Source organism: Candidatus Poriferisodalis sp. (assembly GCF_965214215.1).
Lineage (GTDB): Bacteria > Actinomycetota > Acidimicrobiia > Acidimicrobiales > Poriferisodalaceae > Poriferisodalis.
In genome coordinates this window covers 73,869-93,649 of the sequence record NZ_CBDCBD010000002.1, presented here as the reverse complement: position 1 = coordinate 93,649, position 19,781 = coordinate 73,869, and the positions used below count along the sequence as shown (strand labels likewise).

General features: G+C 66.1%; 20 protein-coding genes. 14 read left to right on the top strand and 6 right to left on the bottom strand.

All coding sequences use genetic code 11. The features are described from left to right. Positions 1-84: 84 nt before the first annotated feature. From ACOOF5_RS00680 to ACOOF5_RS00660, 5 genes are all read left to right on the top strand, one after another. Positions 85-351: a hypothetical protein gene (locus ACOOF5_RS00680; protein ID WP_420435599.1), complete on the top strand. Its 267-nt coding sequence runs from the start codon at positions 85-87 to the stop codon at positions 349-351. A gap of 24 nt (positions 352-375) precedes the next feature. Beyond that, complete coding sequence (locus ACOOF5_RS00675) at positions 376-681, top strand: carboxymuconolactone decarboxylase family protein (protein WP_420435597.1); 306 nt, start codon at positions 376-378, stop codon at positions 679-681. 116 nt (positions 682-797) lie between these two features. Further along, complete coding sequence (locus ACOOF5_RS00670) at positions 798-1,652, top strand: acyl-CoA thioesterase (RefSeq protein ID WP_420435595.1); 855 nt, start codon at positions 798-800, stop codon at positions 1,650-1,652. Then, the gene (locus tag ACOOF5_RS00665; RefSeq protein WP_420435593.1) at positions 1,649-2,527 is read left to right on the top strand and encodes a 1,4-dihydroxy-2-naphthoate polyprenyltransferase; all 879 of its coding nucleotides are present in this window, start codon (positions 1,649-1,651) and stop codon (positions 2,525-2,527) included. Before ACOOF5_RS00670 ends, ACOOF5_RS00665 begins: the two co-directional genes overlap by 4 nt. Before the next feature lie 55 nt (positions 2,528-2,582). After that, entirely contained in the window at positions 2,583-3,083 is a 501-nt protein-coding gene (locus ACOOF5_RS00660) for a YbaK/EbsC family protein (RefSeq protein ID WP_420435591.1), read from the top strand. A 117-nt stretch (positions 3,084-3,200) separates the two neighbouring features. Here the strand turns inward: ACOOF5_RS00660 and ACOOF5_RS00655 are convergent, their stop codons facing one another. Then, positions 3,201-3,848, bottom strand: a complete 648-nt coding sequence (locus tag ACOOF5_RS00655) for a ubiquinone/menaquinone biosynthesis methyltransferase (RefSeq protein ID WP_420435589.1) — start codon at positions 3,846-3,848, stop codon at positions 3,201-3,203. A 62-nt stretch (positions 3,849-3,910) separates the two neighbouring features. Continuing rightward, complete coding sequence (locus tag ACOOF5_RS00650) at positions 3,911-4,357, bottom strand: hypothetical protein (protein WP_420435587.1); 447 nt, start codon at positions 4,355-4,357, stop codon at positions 3,911-3,913. Positions 4,358-4,460: 103 nt separating this feature from the next. Here ACOOF5_RS00650 and mshD point away from each other — a divergent pair, with 103 nt between their 5' ends. From mshD to ACOOF5_RS00630, 4 genes are read left to right on the top strand one after another with little or no spacing between them, the layout of a single operon-like run. Then, complete coding sequence (mshD, locus tag ACOOF5_RS00645; RefSeq protein ID WP_420435585.1) at positions 4,461-5,207, top strand: mycothiol synthase; 747 nt, start codon at positions 4,461-4,463, stop codon at positions 5,205-5,207. Between the two features lie 14 nt (positions 5,208-5,221). After that, positions 5,222-6,352 (top strand): 23S rRNA (adenine(2503)-C(2))-methyltransferase RlmN, encoded by a 1,131-nt coding sequence (gene rlmN, locus ACOOF5_RS00640; protein ID WP_420435583.1) that lies wholly within the window; start codon positions 5,222-5,224, stop codon positions 6,350-6,352. A gap of 9 nt (positions 6,353-6,361) precedes the next feature. Then, positions 6,362-7,003 (top strand): endonuclease III, encoded by a 642-nt coding sequence (nth, locus tag ACOOF5_RS00635; RefSeq protein WP_419838652.1) that lies wholly within the window; start codon positions 6,362-6,364, stop codon positions 7,001-7,003. A 54-nt stretch (positions 7,004-7,057) separates the two neighbouring features. Then, positions 7,058-7,975 carry an HpcH/HpaI aldolase/citrate lyase family protein gene (locus tag ACOOF5_RS00630; RefSeq protein ID WP_420435580.1) on the top strand — a complete coding sequence of 306 codons (918 nt, stop codon included), beginning with the start codon at positions 7,058-7,060 and terminating at the stop codon, positions 7,973-7,975. Between the two features lie 42 nt (positions 7,976-8,017). On the opposite strand, the gene ACOOF5_RS00625 is transcribed toward ACOOF5_RS00630, so the two are convergent. From ACOOF5_RS00625 to ACOOF5_RS00610, 4 genes are all read right to left on the bottom strand, one after another. Further along, positions 8,018-8,260, bottom strand: coding sequence for a hypothetical protein (locus ACOOF5_RS00625; protein ID WP_420435578.1), 243 nt, complete (start codon positions 8,258-8,260; stop codon positions 8,018-8,020). Positions 8,261-8,326: 66 nt separating this feature from the next. Beyond that, a complete protein-coding gene (locus ACOOF5_RS00620; protein WP_420435576.1) occupies positions 8,327-11,572 on the bottom strand; it encodes a cell wall-binding repeat-containing protein in 3,246 nt (1,081 codons plus the stop codon). Between the two features lie 245 nt (positions 11,573-11,817). Next, complete coding sequence (locus ACOOF5_RS00615) at positions 11,818-13,092, bottom strand: ATP-binding protein (RefSeq protein ID WP_420435574.1); 1,275 nt, start codon at positions 13,090-13,092, stop codon at positions 11,818-11,820. Between the two features lie 469 nt (positions 13,093-13,561). Beyond that, a complete protein-coding gene (locus ACOOF5_RS00610) occupies positions 13,562-14,797 on the bottom strand; it encodes an ATP-binding protein (RefSeq protein WP_420435572.1) in 1,236 nt (411 codons plus the stop codon). A 378-nt stretch (positions 14,798-15,175) separates the two neighbouring features. On the opposite strand from ACOOF5_RS00610, the gene hisD reads away from it, so the two are divergent. The 5 genes from hisD (at position 15,176) to ACOOF5_RS00585 (ending at position 19,740) form a co-directional block, all read left to right on the top strand. After that, on the top strand, positions 15,176-16,480 hold the full coding sequence (gene hisD, locus ACOOF5_RS00605) for a histidinol dehydrogenase (RefSeq protein WP_420435570.1): 1,305 nt from the start codon (positions 15,176-15,178) through the stop codon (positions 16,478-16,480). Then, positions 16,477-17,550 carry a histidinol-phosphate transaminase gene (gene hisC, locus ACOOF5_RS00600; RefSeq protein WP_420435568.1) on the top strand — a complete coding sequence of 358 codons (1,074 nt, stop codon included), beginning with the start codon at positions 16,477-16,479 and terminating at the stop codon, positions 17,548-17,550. Before hisD ends, hisC begins: the two co-directional genes overlap by 4 nt. A gap of 112 nt (positions 17,551-17,662) precedes the next feature. After that, complete coding sequence (gene hisB / locus ACOOF5_RS00595) at positions 17,663-18,271, top strand: imidazoleglycerol-phosphate dehydratase HisB (RefSeq protein WP_420435566.1); 609 nt, start codon at positions 17,663-17,665, stop codon at positions 18,269-18,271. Between the two features lie 24 nt (positions 18,272-18,295). Then, the gene (hisH, locus tag ACOOF5_RS00590; protein WP_420435564.1) at positions 18,296-18,943 is read left to right on the top strand and encodes an imidazole glycerol phosphate synthase subunit HisH; all 648 of its coding nucleotides are present in this window, start codon (positions 18,296-18,298) and stop codon (positions 18,941-18,943) included. Next, positions 18,931-19,740 carry a HisA/HisF-related TIM barrel protein gene (locus ACOOF5_RS00585; RefSeq protein WP_420435562.1) on the top strand — a complete coding sequence of 270 codons (810 nt, stop codon included), beginning with the start codon at positions 18,931-18,933 and terminating at the stop codon, positions 19,738-19,740. Before hisH ends, ACOOF5_RS00585 begins: the two co-directional genes overlap by 13 nt. Positions 19,741-19,781: the final 41 nt, after the last annotated feature.

Genomic DNA, 19,781 nt, shown 5'->3' with positions numbered 1-19,781 from the left:
CATGCTGGGCTGTCCCACAAGCGCTGAGGGTGCGGCCCTGCGGTAGCGTCCCTGCCAGCGAGCCGCGGCCGTCGAGGGGGAGTCATGGCGAACGAGCACGGCTACTTGCCGAAGGTGATCGAACTGGACGACAAGCAGCAACGCCGCTTGGACACCTGGTACGCAAAGGCCTACACCGACGACAACCTGTTCCGGACGCTCGCCGCGGACGAGACCACTATCGATCTGTTCCTCGGCTGGGTCGGGGCCGTCTACGGCGGCCATCTCGACGAGGATCTTGGTGCGCTCGACCGGCACATGATCGAGCTGTGCCGCATCCGCATGGCCAACCGCAACGAGTGCTTCCACTGAAGCCTGGTCAAGAGCGCATCGTTGGTGCGCACCGGACTGACCGACGAAGTCATCGCCCAATTGACCGACTACGAGGCGTCGGACCTGCCCGAGTCGTGGAAGGCGGCCTTGGCGTTGTGCGATCGTCTCTCGGGCTATGAGCACAAGGGCGTGATCCCGCCCGAGCTGTACGACCGGCTCGCAGACCACTTCAATGAGCAGCAAATTCTGCGTTTGGGCGCGCTGCTCGCTTCGGCGAGCGGCTGGCACCGCATGATCGAGGCCTTCGGCATTCGCCCCGACCACTACCGGGCCGAGGAATCCGCGCCCTGGGCGGCCGCAGCGGGCTGACCACAGCGCGCACAGGCACACACGTCGTAGCTGGGGACTCGTTCGTTCCGTCATCAGATGCCACCAGTCCGTTCCCAGCCTCAGCCACCAAGCTCGCGCGCCTAGCTTTCGAGACCGTGAACGAGGTGGCCCCCGCCGCATCCGATGCGGCGCCCCAAGACCCGCATCTGGCCGACGTCACGCAGTTCTTCGGCTTGCAATCGACGGCCGCCGAACTGCGCTGGTTGCTGCCGGTCACCTATGAGGTGGCAGGGGCCACCGGAACGATGCATGGCGGGTGCGCGCTCGCCGCCGCAGTGGCGGCCCTCGAGAGCGTCACGGGCCGGCCGATGGCTGCTGCATCGGCCCAGTACCTGGCACGGCTGCCGGTCGGCGGCTGCGCGGCCATCGCCCTCGACATCGGCGCCAGCGGCAACCGCATGACTCAGGCGTCCGCGGAGATCACCGATGCCGCCGACGGCCGCATCATTCTCCGTGCGCTCGTTTCGCTCGGAGGTCGGCAGCTGGGAATCGACCAGACGTGGGCGACTGCGCCACAAGTGCCGCCGCCCGAGCGGTGCGAGCCACGTGGACCGACCTCGATCACCGGCGATTCGTTCACCGACCAAGCTGACATCCGGCTCGCCGGCCAGCAGCCGGGCGAGCGCCACGTTCGCTACTGGGCTCGCCTCGACGGCACGCTCGCATCGACGGGTCCGGGCCTGACGGCGCTGGCCGACCTGCTGCCGAGCGGGATGCGCGTCAGCCTCGATGCTGGTTTCAGGGGATCCAGCCTCGACAACACCGTGCGAATCTCTGGTGAAGCCGAGAGTGATTGGGTGCTGTTGGACATCGAATCCGACGCCGTGCACAACGCCATCGGCAACGGCATCGTTCGCATCTATGCCGCCGATGGGGGACTGCTGGCAACAGGCACCCAGTCTTTCGCAATCACCCGCATCACCGGTCCTTTGGGCTCGCCGCAGCAATGACCGGCGTGCGCACGTGGCTGGCCGGATCTCGGCCTCGCACCTGGCCGGCCTCGCTGGTGCCTCCCTTTGTCGGGACGGCGGCTTCGGATGCGGCGGCTGACGGAGCGATCGTGTGGTGGCGAGCCGCCTTCGCGCTGATCGTGTCGTTGTGCATTCAGATCGCCGTCAACTACGCCAACGATTACAGCGACGGAGTCCGGGGTACCGATGCGGCCCGGGTGGGACCCCAGCGTCTGGTGGCCTCAGGAGCTGCGACTCCGGCTGCGGTGCGAACAGCGGCATTCGCAGCCTTCGGGGTTGCTGCAGTATTCGGCCTGGTGGTGGCTGCCGCGGTTTCTTGGTGGCTTGTGGTAGCCGGCGGGGCATCGATGCTCGCCGCCTGGTACTACACCGGCGGCAGGCGCCCATACGGCTACCGGGGTCTCGGCGAGCTGTTCGTGTTCGTCTTCTTCGGGTTGGTGGCAACGGCAGGTTCGGCGTTCGTCCAAGACGCCCGGTTGACTGTGTTGGGCATTGCGGCCTCGGTACCTGTGGGCTTGGGCTCAGTGGCGCTGCTCATCTCGAACAACCTGCGCGATCTGCCCACCGATGAGCAGGCAGGCAAGCGGACCCTGGCGGTGCGAGTGGGGGATCGACCGACGCGGGCGATGTACGTCGTGGTGGTGTTCCTGGTGGTGTTCTCGCCGCTGTACCTCACCTTGCTGCGGCCGTGGGCAATCCTGGGCGTCGCCGCTGCGGTGGTGGCGATAGCGCCCGTTCGAGCGGTGCTGCGCGGGGCAACCGGCCCCGCACTGGTGGGCGTGCTGGTTGGCACCGGTCGCCTGCAGATCGTCGTGGGTGCGCTGCTCACCGTTGGTTTGGCGCTGGGTGCCTGAATCTCGGCCTGCAGCGCCCCGTCAACGAGCCGGCGTGATCCGCCATGATGTCCCGATGAGCACACAAGCGAGCTCGAGGGCGGTCATGGATCATCTGGTTGCGCTCGGCGTGGAGTACGAAGTGGTCGAGTGCGATCCCGACTTCGCCGACACAGCGCAATTCTGCGAGCGCTACGGCTATTCGATGGATGCGTCGGCCAATGCCATCTGCGTTGTGGGCAAGTCGGCCGAGCGGCCAATGGCGTGCTGCGTCGTTCTGGCGTCGACGCGGCTCGATGTGAACGGTGTGGTGCGGCGAAGGCTCGGCACGCGCAAGGCATCGTTCGCCGACGCCGACGAGACCATTGCGCGCACCGGGATGTTGATCGGCGGCGTCACGCCCTTCGGGTTGCCCGCAGACATTCCGGTGTGGATCGACAGCCGGGTGATGGACTGCGATGAAGTCATCGTGGGCGGAGGCTCTCGCGACTGCAAGATCTTGTGCCCGCCCGCTTCGCTGGCGGAGCTCCCCGAGGCCGAAGTCGTGCCGGATCTTGCCAGGGCACTGAGCGGGTAGGTACGCCCGCTGAGGAGGCGGCAAGAACCTCTGCTGCAGCGATCCAGCAGGTCGCAACGTCGCAGAGTCTCCTGCCGCCTCCTCAGCTATGGCATCTGTGGCTACTCGCCTGCGAGCTCAGCCGGCCCGCGTTGCGGTGATGAGCTGAGCAATGCCGCCGCTCAGCGCCTCCCGGTCCACGTGGAGAAATCCTGCCTCCGCGAGCTGGGCCAACAGCACCGGTACCTCGGGCAGATAGGCCACCGACTCGGGCAGGTAACGGTACGCAGACCGGCTGCTGAGCAGGCTGCCGACTGCTGGTACCACCTTGCCGAAGTACATCTGGTGACCGAAGCGCAGCAGCGGGTTGGCAGGTTCGGCGACCTCGAGAAGCGCGACCCGGGCGCCGGGCCGCAGCACGCGGAACAGCTCAGCGAAGAACGGCCCGAGGCTGGCGAAGTTCCGCAACGCAAAGCCGCACGTGGCGCCGTCGAGCGAAGCGTCGCGCACGCCGAGGCTGAGCGCATCTGATCGCAGCAGCGGGGCACCGGTGGTAGCCGCCGCAAGCATGCCTGCGGAGAAGTCCACGCCGATGGGACGCAGCCCTGCCGATTCGATCTCGTTGCACAGGTCGCCGGTGCCGCAGGCCACGTCGATGACTGTCTCGCCCGGCTGCAATCCGAGCGCCGCCACGGCGCGGCGACGCCACCGTGTGTCGAGGCGGAACGTCAGCAGCCGGTTCAGCAAGTCGTAGCGGGGCGCGATCTCGTCGAACATCTCCTCCACGGCCCGAGCCTTCTCTGCGGGGCTGGGCAGCGCAGAGTGTGTCCGCCGGCGCAGGCGCCAGGTCACTGGAACCAGACGCGGCGGTGACTGCGGCTTATCGGATGGAACAGCAGCACCAGCAACAACCCATCGAACATCAGGCGCAAGATCACGCCCAGCTGGAAGTTCATGCTCGCACCCCACCACAAGGTCGCCAGGACTGCGTAGATAGCTGCCGCGGTGCACAGCCAGTGGCCCCAACGGCGCTCGTTGGACGTCCCCAAGGCGCCTCCGACGTAGGCGCCGCCGAGCAGGACGGTGAGGGCTGGGGGCACGATGCTGTTGCCCAGATCGTCTGCAGTGCGGTCGTTGGCAAAGAGCGAGACGATGCCCTCGAAGACGTCGCGCGCGAGCTGCGAATCGATGCGAGTCCCGAACAACAGCAGCAGCGCGGCGGAGAAATAGCAAAGCAGCACTGCGCTAAAGAGCGTCTGGGGCTGGCTGCGGTTGAGCCACCGCATCTGATTCACCGGACAAGTGTGGCACCTGCGTCCGCACGCCCCCGGCGGCGCAGCCTCTGCGACAGTCACGGCGGCCTGATGGCGGAGCCGGTGCAGCATTAGCCTCTTGCCGGTGAGTGTCGATCCCGTCATCTCGATCGGCACAGACCAGCACGGTGCGGTCGCGGAGTCCGATGCCTCAAAATGGCCTTCGGGTGCGCTGGTTGAGGCATTGCGCCTGCATCTCACTGATGTCGTCGGGCCCGTGTCTGTCTGGATCGATCATCCCGATCACGGCGAGCCAGCCGGCGGAGACTCTGCGCCGACCGAGACCGAACTCGGGCGCGGGCTTGCCGAGCTCGGACTGACAGTCGAGCGCGACCTCTATCGCATGGAGCGGTCCTTGCCGATGGATCAGCCCAGCGGCATCGAGACGCGCTCGTTCGTGGTGGGCCAGGACGAGCAGGCCTGGGTCGAGGTCAACAACCGTGCGTTCTCCTGGCACCGCGAGCAGGGCGGATGGACTCTTGCCCAGGTTGCCGAGCGCCAGGCCGAGCCATGGTTCGACGCCGACGGCTTCCGGGTCTACGAGATCGACGGCGGGATCGCCGCCTACTGCTGGACCAAGGTGCACGCGGATGACGACCCGCCAGTCGGCGAGGTGTACGTCATCGCGGTCGACCCCCAATATCACGGTCGGGGTCTCGGCCGGGCCCTCACGCTGGCGGGCTACGAACACCTTGCAGATGCGGGCCTGACGCGAGCGATGCTCTATGTCGACGCCCATAACACGCCCGCGGTCACGCTGTACCTCGATCTCGGCTTGGAGGTGGCCGTGGTTCGTCGGCTGTTCACCGGCACTTGCCCGCTGAGCTCGTAGGGAATCGAGCGGACGTGGCAGATCTGGGCGCTGACCCTTCGCTCGGAGACCTCAGCCGTGCAGACTTCGGAGAGCTGTTAGAGGGCGAGCCCGCGTACCGGCTGGACCAGGTGTGGGAGGGCTTGTACGTCCAACGCCGACCGCTGGCCGAGATCACCAATGTCCCCAAAAGCCTGCGCCGCGCTATCGGCGAACTGCTGCCGCCGGCTTTGACGCTCGTCCGTACGCAGTCGGCCGATCGGGGAACCACGACGAAACACCTGTGGTCGCTGCGTGACGGTCACCTGGTCGAGTCGGTGCTGATGCGCTACCGCGATCGCACCACGCTGTGCATCAGCAGCCAGGCGGGCTGCGCGATGGGGTGCAGTTTCTGCGCGACCGGGCAGGTGGGCTTCGACCGGAACCTGCGCGTTGGCGAAATCGTCGAACAAGTTCTTGGCACACTGCAGGAAGCCAGCTCCACAGATCGGGCCGCCCCCGGCAGAGCCGTCAACAGCGACGCCGCCCCCGGCAGAGCCGTCAACATCGTGTTCATGGGCATGGGCGAGCCACTCGCCAACTACGACGCGGTGTGGGCGGCGGTGGAACGCTTCCACGACGACATGGGCATCGGAGCGCGGCATATCACGGTGTCGACCGTCGGCGTCGTTCCGGGCATTGCGCGCTTAGCAGCGGCGGGTCTGCCGGTCAATCTTGCGGTCTCGCTGCATGCGGCGAACGATCGCCTGCGAAACCGTGTCGCACCGATCAATCGCACGTACCCGCTGCGAGATCTGGCGCGCGCACTTGCGGACTATCGCCGCGCCAAGCGACGGCGCATCAGCCTCGAATGGGCGATGATCGGGGGCGTCAACGACAGCGATCGGGACGCAGCGGAGCTGGCTGCCTTTGCCCGGCCGCTGGCGGCTCACGTCAACCTCATCCCACTCAATCCCACGCCCGGATATGTCCACCAACCGACGCCGCGAGAGCGAATCGAACACTTTGCCGCCGAGCTCGCATCCCATGGTGTCAACGCCACCGTGCGAGTCAACCGGGGAACGTCGATCGACGCCGCCTGCGGCCAATTGCGTGCCGACAAGCTGGTATCGATTCGCAAGGGCAGCCGACCTGCGCGCGGCGCACGCGCTCGGGCGGAGCGCTAGACACTCGCCATGGCCAGGCCTCGATCGCCGAAGGGACGCGCCCAGCGGACGCATGAACGGCTCAAAGACGAGTACGAGGCCGTCTGCGAGCTGGAGCACCGCAACCCGTTCGAGTTGCTGGTCGCAACGATCTTGTCCGCGCAGTGCACCGATGCCCGCGTCAATGCCACCGTTCCCGGCGTGTTCGCGAAGTATCCCGACGCCGAAGCACTCGCATCGGCCGATCTCGCCGATCTCGAGGAACTGGTGCACCCCACCGGCTTCTTTCGCAGCAAAGCCCGCAACCTGCAGGGCATGGCACGCCACTTGCTTGCCGACCACGGCGGCGAGGTGCCGACGAATCTGAAGGACTTGGTGAAGCTGCCCGGCGTCGGCCGCAAGACTGCCAATGTGATCCGTTCGGTGGCGTTCGACCTGCCCGGATTGCCCGTCGACACCCACGTCGGCCGCTTGGTGCGGCGCCTCGGCATTACCGATGAAGAAGACCCGGTCAAGGTAGAGCTGGCACTGAACCCGATGATTCCCCAGTACGAACGGGGCGACTTCAGCCTGCGACTGATCCTGCACGGGCGCCGGGTGTGTTCGTCTCGCAAGCCAGCCTGCGATGATTGCGTGCTGAACGACTTCTGCCCGAGCGCCTTCGCGGCCTGACCCTGCACTGGCCCCGGCCGCAACAACACTGCGAGATCCAGGAGGGTTGAGCGAATGACGCAGTCACCGAACACTGGCGACACCACTGTGCGGCGGTCGTCGCATTTCGTGCCCGGCGCCAATGAGCGAATGCTCGGCAAGTCGCTTGCCACCGATGCCGACAGCCTGGTGCTCGACCTGGAGGATGCCGTCACGCCCGACAACAAGGACAGTGCCCGAGCAACTGTTTCGGGCTGGCTCGGCGACGTCGACTTCGGTGCGAAGGAACGTGTCGTGCGGATCAACCCGCTCGACAGTCCCTGGTGCGTTGACGACATCGCCGAGACGATGGTGTCCCCGCCCGACGCCTACTTGGTGCCCAAGGTGAACAACGCGGCAGAGGTCGTCCAACTCGACGCGATGGTCACCCGCTGGGAAACCGAGCACGGCCACCCACGCGGCGGAGTGGTGCTGTTGGTGTTGGGAACCGAGACGCCGCAGGGGCTGTTGAATATCGGCGAACTCGCCCAGCACGACCGGGTGGATGCGCTGAGCTGGGGTGCCGAGGATCTCTCCGCTGCTATGGGCTCCAAGGCCAATCGGGATGCCACAGGCGCTTACCTGCCGGTGTTCGAATACGCCCGGGTGATGTGCCTGGTGGGGGCCACGGCGTGGAACAAGCAGCCGCTCGACACAGTATTCGTGGATTTTCGTGACGACGATGGGCTCGCCGCCGAGTGCGCGACCTCCGCGGCGATGGGCTTCACCGGCAAGATCACCATCCATCCCGCCCAGATCGACATTGTCAACGCCGCGTTCACGCCCAGTGACGCCGAGTTGGCCGATGCTCAAGAGCTGCTCGAAGCATTCGCCGACGCAGAGGCCGCCGGCCGCATGGCCTTTGCCCACAGGGGTCAGATGGTGGACGTGCCGCACCTCACCCGAGCCCGCAAGATCGTCGCCACCGCCGACGCCATCGCTGAGCGCGTCTGATCGCTTCGCAGACGCCGCCTGCAACGGCCGCCGGCGGAGTGTTCAGCGGAGAGCGTCGGTGGCCTGGGCCAATCGTCGTCGAGCCATACGCAGCGAGCGCTCGACCTCATACAGCTCGACACCGACATCCTCATGGGGCGTGCCCATCAGCTCGTCGGCCGCCTGCGAAATTCGGGTACTCAATTCGCCCACGGCCGTCTCGATCGAGGAAAGCTCCGCAGCGCTGATCACCAGCGGCACGTTAGTGACGCCGGTGAATGGCGAGGTCACAGTGGCAACTGCCATGCGCGCATGCTTTTGTGCATGGTGTGGCCGCAGTCGTCCCTTCAACGCGATCTGGCGGTGAGTTAATCAGCCTGATTTCACAATGGTGACCGTGTGCGTGTCGCCGTCGTCGGCGGTCACCGTGATGAGGTGGCCCTCGACGGTCAACGATTCGCCGACGGCGAGGAAGGGGTACCGCTCAAGAAAGCCAAACCCGTTGTCGGTCGCGAACTTGATGGGTCGCCGGCCTCCTCGCAGCGTCGGATCGACTGTGTAGACGAGTACACGATCTCCCACGAGATCGGGATGCAGGCGGCCGGCAGCGACGGCATCGCGATGCGCACGCGAGAGGCTGTCATAGCCGATCCGGCGGCGGCTCTCGATGACGATGACGGTGTCGTGGGCCGCCGGAACAGCCGCCATGACCGTGCCCTCGCCAGTGCCGGCGAGGGGGCTCAACTCGACGGTTGCCTCGGGTTGATTCACGCAGACCATCTGCGGGCGTTCGATCCAGTCGAGTTGCCATCGCGTCCAGCTTGGCGGTTCCCAGAAGTCTCCGTAGAAGACGGTGCTCGGCGACGGGAACGAAGCGTTCAGCCCCTGGGTGCCGATCCGGAGTTGGTGCCAGTGCTGCCCCGTTGGCAGCACTGGTCGTTCAAATTGGCTGTCGGCCGCACCCAGCGCGCCGTAGTCGCCGAGGTAGGGCACACCGAACCATTGAAGCGACAGCGGGACGAGATAGCGCCCCCAAGCCGCGCCCTCAGACTCTGATGGGAAGACGTTGATGGCCGAAGCGATACGCCGGTCATCGTCAGCTCCCACCGAGGCATGCCCCGCTGTTCGCGCTCCGCTGAAGTGATTGCTCGGCAGGACTGTGATGAAGGCGTCTATCTCGCCGAACTCGACATAGCCCGAGGCGAGTGACGCAGATATTTCGGCGATTTCGAATTCCTTGATCGAGTCGTCGTGGGCGAGATATGCCTCCGCGCTGTTAGGTGCCCGAAGCCACCGGTGCAACGGAACGAACTCGATGTCCGAGCGTCCGTAGCTGATGGACTCGATGAATTCCTGCGTCGTCTTGAGGTCGCCTCGCTCCAGTTCCTCCGTGGTGCTGTGCGACGCCTCAGCGTCGGGGAAGTCGATGAACAGAACCGCCACGCGAACCGTCCCATCTGTCGCGGGGAAACCACGGGGCCTCGGGAACCCGACACTCTCGTAGGGCGAGCCAACCGGTCGGCAATCTGTGGCGACCGGCAGGATCGCCAGATTTGGCACGGGCACCACATAGCTCCTCGCCATATTGCCTTGGTGCGTGTTGCGCTCGAACAGGATGGTTCTGCCGTCCGGTGCCCACCGAGGCGCCCGGACAATCGTAAATGTGCCCATGGACGTGTCACTGACTAGCGGACCGGTGTACGCGACGGCGTGCGCGGTCGAACGGCCATCCAAGCTGAGGATGGTGATCCCGTTCTGAACGCCGACTCCGCCTTCGATGTCGGGGTCGTCGATCCACTCTCGAGACACGTACGCGATCGCGGTCCCATCGGGAGACCAGGAGTAACCCCGTCTGGCATTCGCCACCGGAACACGCCGCGGATTACTGCCGTCGGTGTCCATAATCCACATCGTGCCGTCGGAGTCATACGCAATTGCTGAGCCGTCGGGTGACCACGCTGGTGACGCTTCTGCGGTGCCGCCGGGAGTCAACGCTCTGATGTTTCCGCCGTCAGCGTCCATGACTGCGATATACCGGTCTTCGCGATTCTGCGGGACTCCGGGCGACTCGAGGTTGTGGCGGGCGAAGGCGATCTGCCGACTGTCGGGCGACCAGGTTGGGGAAACATCGCGGAAGTTGCCCGAGGTCAGCTGCGTCTCGCCCGATCCGTCGGCGTTAATGACAAATATGTGCGTGACCGGATCGCTGTTGTGAAGTCTGCCGGCGTGACGGACGAAGGCAATTCGGGTTCCGTCGGGTGACCAAGCGGGTTGTTCTGCCTCGTCGTCGTCGACGAGCTGAACCGGGTCGGTTCCGTCCACATTCGAAATCAAGAGCCTCGCAACGCGCTCATCGGTCAAGCTGAGGTATGCAATCTTGGTGCAGTCTGGCGACCAGGTTGCCTGCCGAGCGTAGACACCTCCGAGAACTTGGATCGGTTCGTCACTGAGCTGATCCACGCAACGCTGTTGAGGCTGTGACTCGCCGTGGCTCGTGTCCGTAGCGATCCCATCCGCGCCGAGCGGATTGATGGTTCCTGAAGAGCTTGCGAGGTAATTGGAAATGGCCGCATCGGAGACTGCGGCGTTGCCCCCGAAGACACGCACCGTGACCTCGCTGTGCCCCGCGGAGGCTGTAGCAATTCGAGCCTGATTCAAGAAGTCGGCTGTGGTTGGGGGGATAGACCGCGGATCCGCGAGCAGCAGGGGAGCGCACAGACGGGCAAGCAGCGGGGCGGCGCTGAAGGAATCGAACGGAATGCTGGCACGCGCCAAGCCGATACGTCGGCTCGTGAAGCAGTCGTCGCCATAGACGCCTGTGACGAGCCTTGCCGCCTCGACTGCCGTGTCGTAACGGGAACTGCCCGCAAGCCTCGTTACTTCGATACCAAGTGCGACGATCGAATCTTCGACGGCCTGGTGCAGTGCGCCCGTCCCGCCCATGAGCACGACATGTTCGATGTTGAGTTCGACGAGGTAGCTGGCCACGCCTTGGTGCAAACGGCTGCGAGGAGTCAGCAGCACGGGATGCGGACCGCGAGCTGCGAACGCGCCCGCCACCAGCGCATCAGCAAACACCTCCCCGCTCGCCACTACAGCAGTTCTGCCGAGATTGCCCATGTGGCCCGGTGTGCCCGTCCGATGGGCGGCTGCGAATCCAGTGGCGTACTGGTCTGCACGCGTTACTCGCTCGACAGAAATGCCGATGGCCTCGAGGCCTGCCACGACCGTGGGCCCCACCCCCTCAGCGTCGCTCTCGGCGCCCACGACAAGTGCCTGAGACACCCCTGTGCGGCGCAGAAACTCCGAGGCGTCCGAGCGCAGCTCGCCCGGCGGCGTCGCAAGGACTGGTGCGCCCAGTGACCCCGCGAGCGGCGCAGCGACGACTGCGTCGGTCCAGTTTCGGCCTGAGACCAAGACCACCCACTCGAGGCTTCCTCCAGCATGGGCTGCCACCGCCTCGGCCACCAGCAGCGAGGTGGCGTACCGATCGGCGCCCCCGTAGCGCGAAATGCCGACGTCAGCGATTTCGTCTGCTGCCGTCGCTGCTGCGATGGGGAGCACGGCACCGACAGCCCCGACGAGCAATCCCGCCAGCGCTCGGAGATAGCGGTGCATGCCCACAGCGTAAGTGCAGAGGATCGACAAGCCGGAAAGGGCGAGTGGCAGGCTGCAAATTCATGGCAGTGGTGAACAGAGGCGCAGGTACCCCCGCTGCGGTGCTAAAGCGGCTGGATCTGCGGGGCCGAAACGGTCGGCTCGTCGATGTGGCGCCGCAGGTAAGCCATGCAGAAATGGACAACCAAGTGTCCACAAAGTGGATAATTGACTGTCTTTTCCCGGAAACCGTGGTGTATTCGCTGTCAGGGGCCGAGGGTGGTGATGGGGATGACCGAGACGCCGTCGGGCCGTTGGTAGGCGTATCCGCCGGTGGCGGTCATGACTGCGAGTGCGCGGTTGCGGCTGCGGACGGCAGGGTCGACGCGCTGGGCAAGCTTGAGCAGCGAGGCTGCGGCGCGGTCGACGGCTTCCTCGCCTCCGAGCTTGACTTCGAAGGCTGCCCAGGTGCCGTCGCTCGCTTCGACGATGGCGTCGGTTTCCAGGCCGGTCTCGTCGCGGTAGTGGCCAACCCATGCCCGTGTGGGGCCTGAGTAGACGCGCAGGTCGCGCACCACGAGGGATTCGAACAGCAAGCCCAGCGTTTCGAGGTCGCCGAGCAGGCGTTCGGGATCGGTCCGCAGCAGCGCGCACGCGAGTGCGGGGTCGGCGAGTTGTCGGACAGGGGCGGCACGCAGCGTTGTCCGTGATCTGAGGCGTGGCGACCACGCGGGGGCGTCATCGACGATGAACACGCGCTCAAGCGCGGACAGGTAGCTGGTAACGGTCTTGGGATCGAGATGCGCGCCGCCGGTGTCGCGGGCCAGTGTGCGCAGCGTGGCCCGGGTGGAGACGTTACGCGCCAGGGACTGCATGAGCCTGTTGACGCGGGCGGGGTCTCGTGAGATGCCGTCGACGCGTTCGATGTCGGCTCGGTTGATCTCCTCGAGATACAGCCTCAGGAACTGCTGGGCGTCTTGGGTGGACAGGCCGAGCGTCTGGGGGAATCCACCCCTGCAGATCCACTCGGCGACGTCGTCGAGCGGATGGGCGGGCGCCACGGCGTTCGGTGCGGCGCCGCCCATGAGGGCACCGAGCGAGACCGAGCTATCCGAGACGCCTTGCTCGTACAGCGACATCGGGCGCATGCGCACCCGCCCGATGCGTCCCGCCCCCGAGTGGCGGGTGATGTCGTCGGCGGGGAGGGCCGAGCCGGTGAGGATGAACTGACCGGTTGAGCGGCGGTCGTCGCTTGCGCGTCTGACAGCGTTCCAGATGCCCGGAGCGAGCTGCCACTCGTCGATCAGCCGGGGCGTGTCGCCGTCGAGAATCGAGCGGGGATCGATCTGCGCGGCACGATGGGCGTTGGGCATCTCGTCGAGCGCGACCTCGCTGGCGCAGAACTGCCGCGCGCTGGTGGTCTTTCCGCAGCCGCGCGGGCCGTCGATCACGACCGTGGGCACGAGGCGCAGGAAGCGCTCGATGTCGGCGTCGATCACCCTGGGCACATAGCTGACCGCGTCCGCTGCGCTGGGCGCCATGGAGTCCAGCGTAGGCGGCGATGGACGTTATGGGAAGAATTCAATGGATGTTTTGGGACGTTTGCAATGGATGTTTTGGGACAGGACCGATGGACGAACCCAGAAAGGCGGCCGCCAAGCAGACCCGCATGAACCCGACATCACCCTCAACTGCTGTAGCGGCGGCCCGGGCGATGACCAGGGCACTGTGCTCTCGCATCGCCGGACGCGGATCACCCCAATAATCGCAGCAATGGAATAATCGCAGCAATGGCCCGAGAGGCCGCCGGAACTCCGCCGGATATCCCCTCCGTGCCATAAGACCTCCTCAAGGCCCATGACAGCAGAATCCAATAGTCCGCCCGCGCGAAACACAGGGTGCACCAATCAGATGACTGCCAGCGAGGGTCGGCGTCGTCGAGCGAGACAGCGAATCCGCGTCGGCGCGCGAACTGCCCGCCAGTATGGACAACGAGGGCCTGCTGTGGCGCTAGTCGGTGTTGTCCTTTTCTGGAACGCGAATCGAGCCCGCCGCTATCGATCGCCGCAGCCACGGCCCGATTGCGGGATGCGCCGGCTTCAGCCGTCCTCGTCCACCGGGGCTGACCATGCCCGACAGCAACAGCCGCCTGCGATACGCGCTGGCGCTGGTCTTGCCGATGCCGGCCTGTTCGCACACAGCGGCAACGCGGGGCGACTCGCCGCTGTCGGCGAGGACTGCCAAAGCCGCCAAGAAGCGCTTGTCGGTGTCTGAGAGGCTCTGCCACGTGGGGGCGAGCAGGTGGTCTTGGAGCGTCTCATCGGCCTCGGCGACGGCCCGCTTGGCGTGAGCGACGGTGATCGGTTTGCCGGGGCCGCCCGCTGCGCGCCACATCTTGTCCCCGATCAGCTGAAGCATGTACGGATGGCCGGCCACCGCCGAACCGGCGATATCGAGAGCGTCGTCGCCGATGATGCCCCCGTGCGTCACTATCGGCTCTCTCAGTCCGCGACGTGCCTCCTGCTCCGGCAAGGGATCCACGTTGTGCACGGCAAGGCGTTGCAGGAAGGTCGATTTCCGATCAGCCAACAGCGTCTCGGTGATGTACGGCAATGCGGCGCCCAAGAACACCAGCGCTCGCCGCTCCCGCTTTGCGATGTGCTGAATGTAGGAACCGAGCTGCCGGGCCTTGGCCAGCGGGATCGCGTGCATCTCGTCCATGGTGAGCAGCACACGGACGCCGATCCGGGCGGCGGAACCTGCGAGCTCGCCCAGGTCGCGTCGAAGGTCGTCTCCGTAGCTCGTCCGCCTCAGTTCAGGCTCTTCTGCGACGGCGACGCCGGCCGATACGACTCCAGCGCCCAAGCTCACCCCCGACACCGGCCGTCTGGCTGGCTCGCCATGAGCTTGCGCCATGGAATGCTGCGCCTGCACAACCGTCTTGTGTGTCTCGGCGATCGGGTCGCCGTCGGTCCCTGCTACCGCGAGCACCAGCCAGCCTCGCTCCTCCTGGGCGGCGCCCTCAATCTCGTTCAGCAATACCGTCTTGCCCATGCCCCGCGGAGCAAGCAGCACATTCGCGCCGCCCTCGCTGGCTGGGTCGCCAGCCAACAGGGTGCACACCTTGCGGATCAGTTCGTCTCTCCCCACCAGGCAGGATGGCGTGCTGCCGAATCCCGGAGTGAACGGCAGCGCCTCCGGGACATCGGGCTCGTCGGGAAAATAGCGGGGCCGGTCTCCTGCCATCTCCAAAGCATACTCCCTGGCTTCATCGTTTTCTTTTTCTTCACTATCTTCATGATGTTCATAATGTTCATTGTTTTCTTTTTCTTTCGCGTCGTCCGGGAATGAGCCTCAGCGACGTCAGCTCATCTTGACGCCATTCACGTCGCGACAGCGGGCGGTGTGAAGACGGCTGGAAGCAGGGAGGTGAGCTTGGGGTGCTCAGACGAGTGCGGCGAGGGGGACTGCGGCGATGCGGTCGTCGGGGCGTTGGTAGGCGCACCCGCCCGCTGTAGCGGCGGCCCGGGCGATGACCGGGGCACGGTGCTCTCGCATCGCCGGACGCGGATCACCCCAATAATCGCAGCAATGGCCTGAGAGGTCGCAGGTACCCTCGGCGCGGTGCTGAAGCGGCTGGACCTGCGGGGCCGAAACGGTCGGCTCGCCGATCTGCTGCCGCGCCCGCGAGCCGGTGACCTGGTGTCTCATGATGCTGTCCGCCAGCTCATCGATGAGGTCCGAGATGGCGGTGATGCTGCCGTTCGGAATCTCACGGCTCGCTTCGACGGTGTCGACTTGGCCGAGCCGTTGGTTCCAGTGAACGAACTGGAGGCCGCATGGGTTGAACTGCCTTCCGCTTTGCGTTTGGCGATGGAGACTGCTCACCGGCGGATCTTGGAGTTCCACGAGGGCGAAGCGAGCGCAGGCCACACCCACGAGCGCGACGGCGTCACGATCCGTTCGATCAGCCAGCCGGTGGACCGAGCAGGCATCTACGTGCCCGGCGGCTTGGCTGCCTATCCGTCCACCGTGCTGATGACGGTGCTCGTTGCTCGTGCCGCAGGGGTCGACGACATCGTGCTGTGCTCGCCGCCCGGGCCCGACGGCAGCCTCGCTGCTGTGGTGATGGCGGCGGCGCACCTGTGCGGTGTCACCGAGGTTCACCGGGTGGGCGGCGTGCAGGCTGTTGCCGCACTCGCGTACGGCACCGAAACGATCCGGCCGGTCGATGTCGTGGCTGGGCCGGGGAACGCCTGGGTCGCCACCGCCAAGCAGCTCGTGAGCGGCGATGTCGGCGTTGCATCTGCGTTTGCCGGACCGTCAGAGATCGTCGTGATCGCCGATGCCACCTGCCCGCCCGCAGCGGCCGCCACCGATGTGGTGCTGCAGGCCGAGCACGGGCCCGGCGGGCGAGCCTGGCTTGTCGCCTGGGACGAGACCTACGCCGGTGCCGTGTGTGCCGCAATCAGCGAGATTGTGGAGCTCTCGCCCCGGCGAGATGAGACGCTGGCCACCCTGGAAGCTGACGGGTTTGTGTGTCTCGTGGGCGGACCGGCCCAGGCCGTCGAGGTTGCCAACTTCGTCGCTCCCGAGCATCTTCAGATCATGTGCGACGGTGCTGAAGATCTGGTGGGCAACGTCCGCCACGCCGGAGCGGTGTTCGTCGGTCCATGGGCGCCGGCATCGGTCGGCGATTATGTCGCTGGGCCATCCCATGTGCTCCCCACTGCGGGCACTGCCCGCTTTGCCGGAGCCCTCACCGCGGACGACTTCACCAAGCGCATGCACGTCGTCGACGTCACCGAAGCCGGCTTCGATGAGCTGGCGCCAGCGGTGGCCGCGCTGGCCGAGGCCGAGGGCTTGTGGGCGCACGCCGCCTCGGTGTCGCGCCGCAAGGAGTGGGCTACCAACGGAGTCCGGCCATGAAGCCCCCAATGCGCGACGACCTGCGCTTGCTCAACGGCTACCACTCGCCGCAGATCGACGTGGAAGTGCGCCTCAACACCAATGAGGCGCCGGTCGGGCCGCCGCCGGAGTTCTCCGAAGCCCTCGCTGCCGAGCTCGCGCATGTCGAGTGGCATCGCTATCCCGACCGCACGGCCAGCAAGCTGCGAACCGATCTGGCCAAGCTGCATGGCACCGAACCAGACCGGATCTTTGTGGCCAACGGCTCCAACGAAGTGCTGCAGACGCTGTGCCTGACGTACGGCGGCGCTGGCCGCAGCGTCGCCACTTTCGAGCCCACCTATGCGATGTACGGCCAGATTGCACGCAGCACCCAGTGCGCTGTCGTCGAGGGCGAACGCCATGGCGACGGCAGCGTCAGCGTCTACGACCTGGAACAACTCATCGAACGGCACCAGCCGTCGATCGTGTTCCTGTGCTCGCCCAACAACCCCACCGGCACTCCCGAGAAGATCGACGTGCTCGAAAGGGCGCTGGAGATCGCGCCCGGCCTCGTGGTGGTCGACGAGGCCTACGGGCAGTTTGCCGACTGGAGCGCCATCGACCTGTGCGACGACGCCGGCGGGCCGGCGAATCTCGTGGTCACGCGGACGTATTCGAAGACTTGGGCGATGGCCGGAGCACGGCTCGGCTACGCCGTCGTGCCCTCCGGCATGGCCGCCGAATTCGAGAAGGTGGTGCTGCCGTACCACGTCGACACGTTCAAGCAGATCGCGGGCCGGGTGGCGCTGCGATTTGCCGACCAGACCGAATCGCGAGTGGCGGCGATCGTTTGGGAACGACAGAGGATCATGGCGTCGTTGACCCAGATGGGACTCGAGGTCTGGCCCTCGCAGTCCAACTTCATCCTGTTCCGCACCACCCCCAGCGGCTGCAGCGGTGATGACGTGTGGCAGGCACTCGTCGACCGCTCGGTGCTGGTACGAAACTGCTCGAGCTGGCCCAGGCTGTCCGACTGCCTGCGGGTCACCGTGGGAACGCCGGGCGAGAACGACCGATTTCTCGACGCCCTGTCGGAAGTGATCTCGTGAGCTGGCCAGTCGGTAAGGTGCGAAACAGCTCCGCAGGCCGCAGGCTGATGCGACCGCCGCTGATCGACTCCGCCTCTCTCAGCACAGCCTCAAGCGACCCAGTGAGATTCCTATGACTGCCACTCCTGCCGCCTCCCGCGTTGGAACCGTGCAGCGCAACACCGCAGAGACGCAGATCGATATAGCGCTGGATCTCGACGGCAGCGGCCAGAACGACATCTCGACCGGCCTGCCGTTCTTCGACCACATGGTTGCCCAGCTCGCCAAGCACGCTCGTTTCGACCTGCAGCTGCGCACGGTCGGCGATCTGGAAATCGATGCCCACCACACGGTGGAGGACACCGGCATCGCCCTCGGCGAGGCGATGCGGCAAGCCTGGGGCGACAAGGCTGGCGTGCGCCGTTTCGCCTCCTATGTCGTGCCGCTCGACGAGGCTGCGGTCGAGGTGGTGCTCGACCTGTCAGGCCGGCCGTTCCTGCATTACGACATCGAGCCGCCCGGCGAGAAGATCCTGGGCGATCCGCCATTCGACCCGCAGCTCTGCGAGGAGTTCTGGCGCGGGCTGGTGATGTCGGCAGGCATCACGCTGCACTTGGTGATGCTGCGGGGGCGCAACACCCACCACATCATCGAGGCCAGCTTCAAGGGTGCCGCTCGGGCCTTCTACGACGCGATTCGCATTGCGGACGACGTGCTGCCTTCGACGAAAGGCGTCCTGTGAGGGGCCCACAGTGACGGGCTGCCGGTGAGCGGCGTCTCCCCACGTCCGCTGGTCGCAGTTCTCGATTACGGCATCGGCAACCTGCGCTCGGCCCAGAAGGGTCTTGAACGGGTGGGCGCCGATGCTCGCCTCACTGCAGATGCCGGCCTCATCGCTGACGCCGATGGAGTAGTGCTGCCCGGCGTCGGACACTTCGGCACCTGCATGAGGCAGCTCCGCGCCACCGGCTTGGAGCAGCCAGCGCTTGCGGCCATCGACAGCGGGCGGCCGTTCCTGGGAATCTGCGTCGGCATGCAGATGCTGTTCGAGGCCTCCGAGGAGGCACCGGGCGTGACGGGGCTCGGCGTGATGACTGGCACGGTGAGACTCCTGCCGGACGGCGTGGTTCGGCCACAGATGCAGTGGAACCGGCTCGACGTGCGGCAGCCCGACTGTCCGTTGCTGGCCGGATTGACCGGCGGCGCTTGGATGTACTTCGTCCACAGCTACGCGCCCGACACCGAAGAACGCTTCGTCGTGGCGACGTGCGACTACCCCACACCCATCACAGCAGTCACCGAGCGCGACCAGGTGTGGGCCACGCAGTTTCATCCTGAGAAATCCGGTGACACCGGCAAACGGCTGGCGCAGAATTTCCTCGCCGCGGTGAGGACTGACCAATGCCGCCGGTGAGCTTCGACCTGTATCCCGCGATCGACCTGCGCGGCGGGCGATGTGTGCGCCTGCTGCAGGGCGACTACAACCGCGAAGTTCGCTATGACGCCAATCCGGTCGAAGTCGCGCATGAGTTCGCAGAAGCAGGTGCTCGCTGGATCCACATGGTCGACCTCGATGCCGCACGCTCCGGAACTGCCGAGCGCAGCAACCAGAGTGTGATCCAGTCAGTTGTCGCCGCCGTCGGCGATGCTGGCGTCCGTGTGCAGTGCGGCGGCGGCGTGCGTTCGCGCGACAGCGCCGAGGCGCTCTTTGACGCAGGCGTCAGCCGCGCTGTGGTGGGCACTGCTGCGATCGAGAACCCGGACCTCGTCAGCGAGCTGACGTCAGCCGGCTGTTGCGTCGCGGTCGGTCTCGATGTGCGGGGAACCGAGGTGGCCACCCGCGGTTGGGAGCACCAGAGTGGGGTTCGCCTGGACGATGCCCTCGCTCGGCTGGCCGGCAGCGGTGCAGAAGCAGTGATCGTGACGCAGATCGCCCGCGACGGGATGGGCGGCGGGAGCGACTTGACCGGACTGCGCGACGTGCTGGACTCGCTGCAGCGGCCCCCGGCGATGTCGGTGATTGCCAGCGGCGGGGTCGGCTGCCTCGCTGACATCGCCGACCTGCGAGACCTGCGCTCGCCTCACGGGCACACACTCGCCGGGGCCATTGTGGGCAAAGCGCTCCATGACGGCGTGATCTCGCCCGGCGCCGCTGTGGTGGTGGCCCGCGGCAGCGCCGTGATCGACGAACCGAATCTCCCCGCCGACTGACGACACAGGTGCGCCGATGAAGGCAATCGCATGAAGGCAAT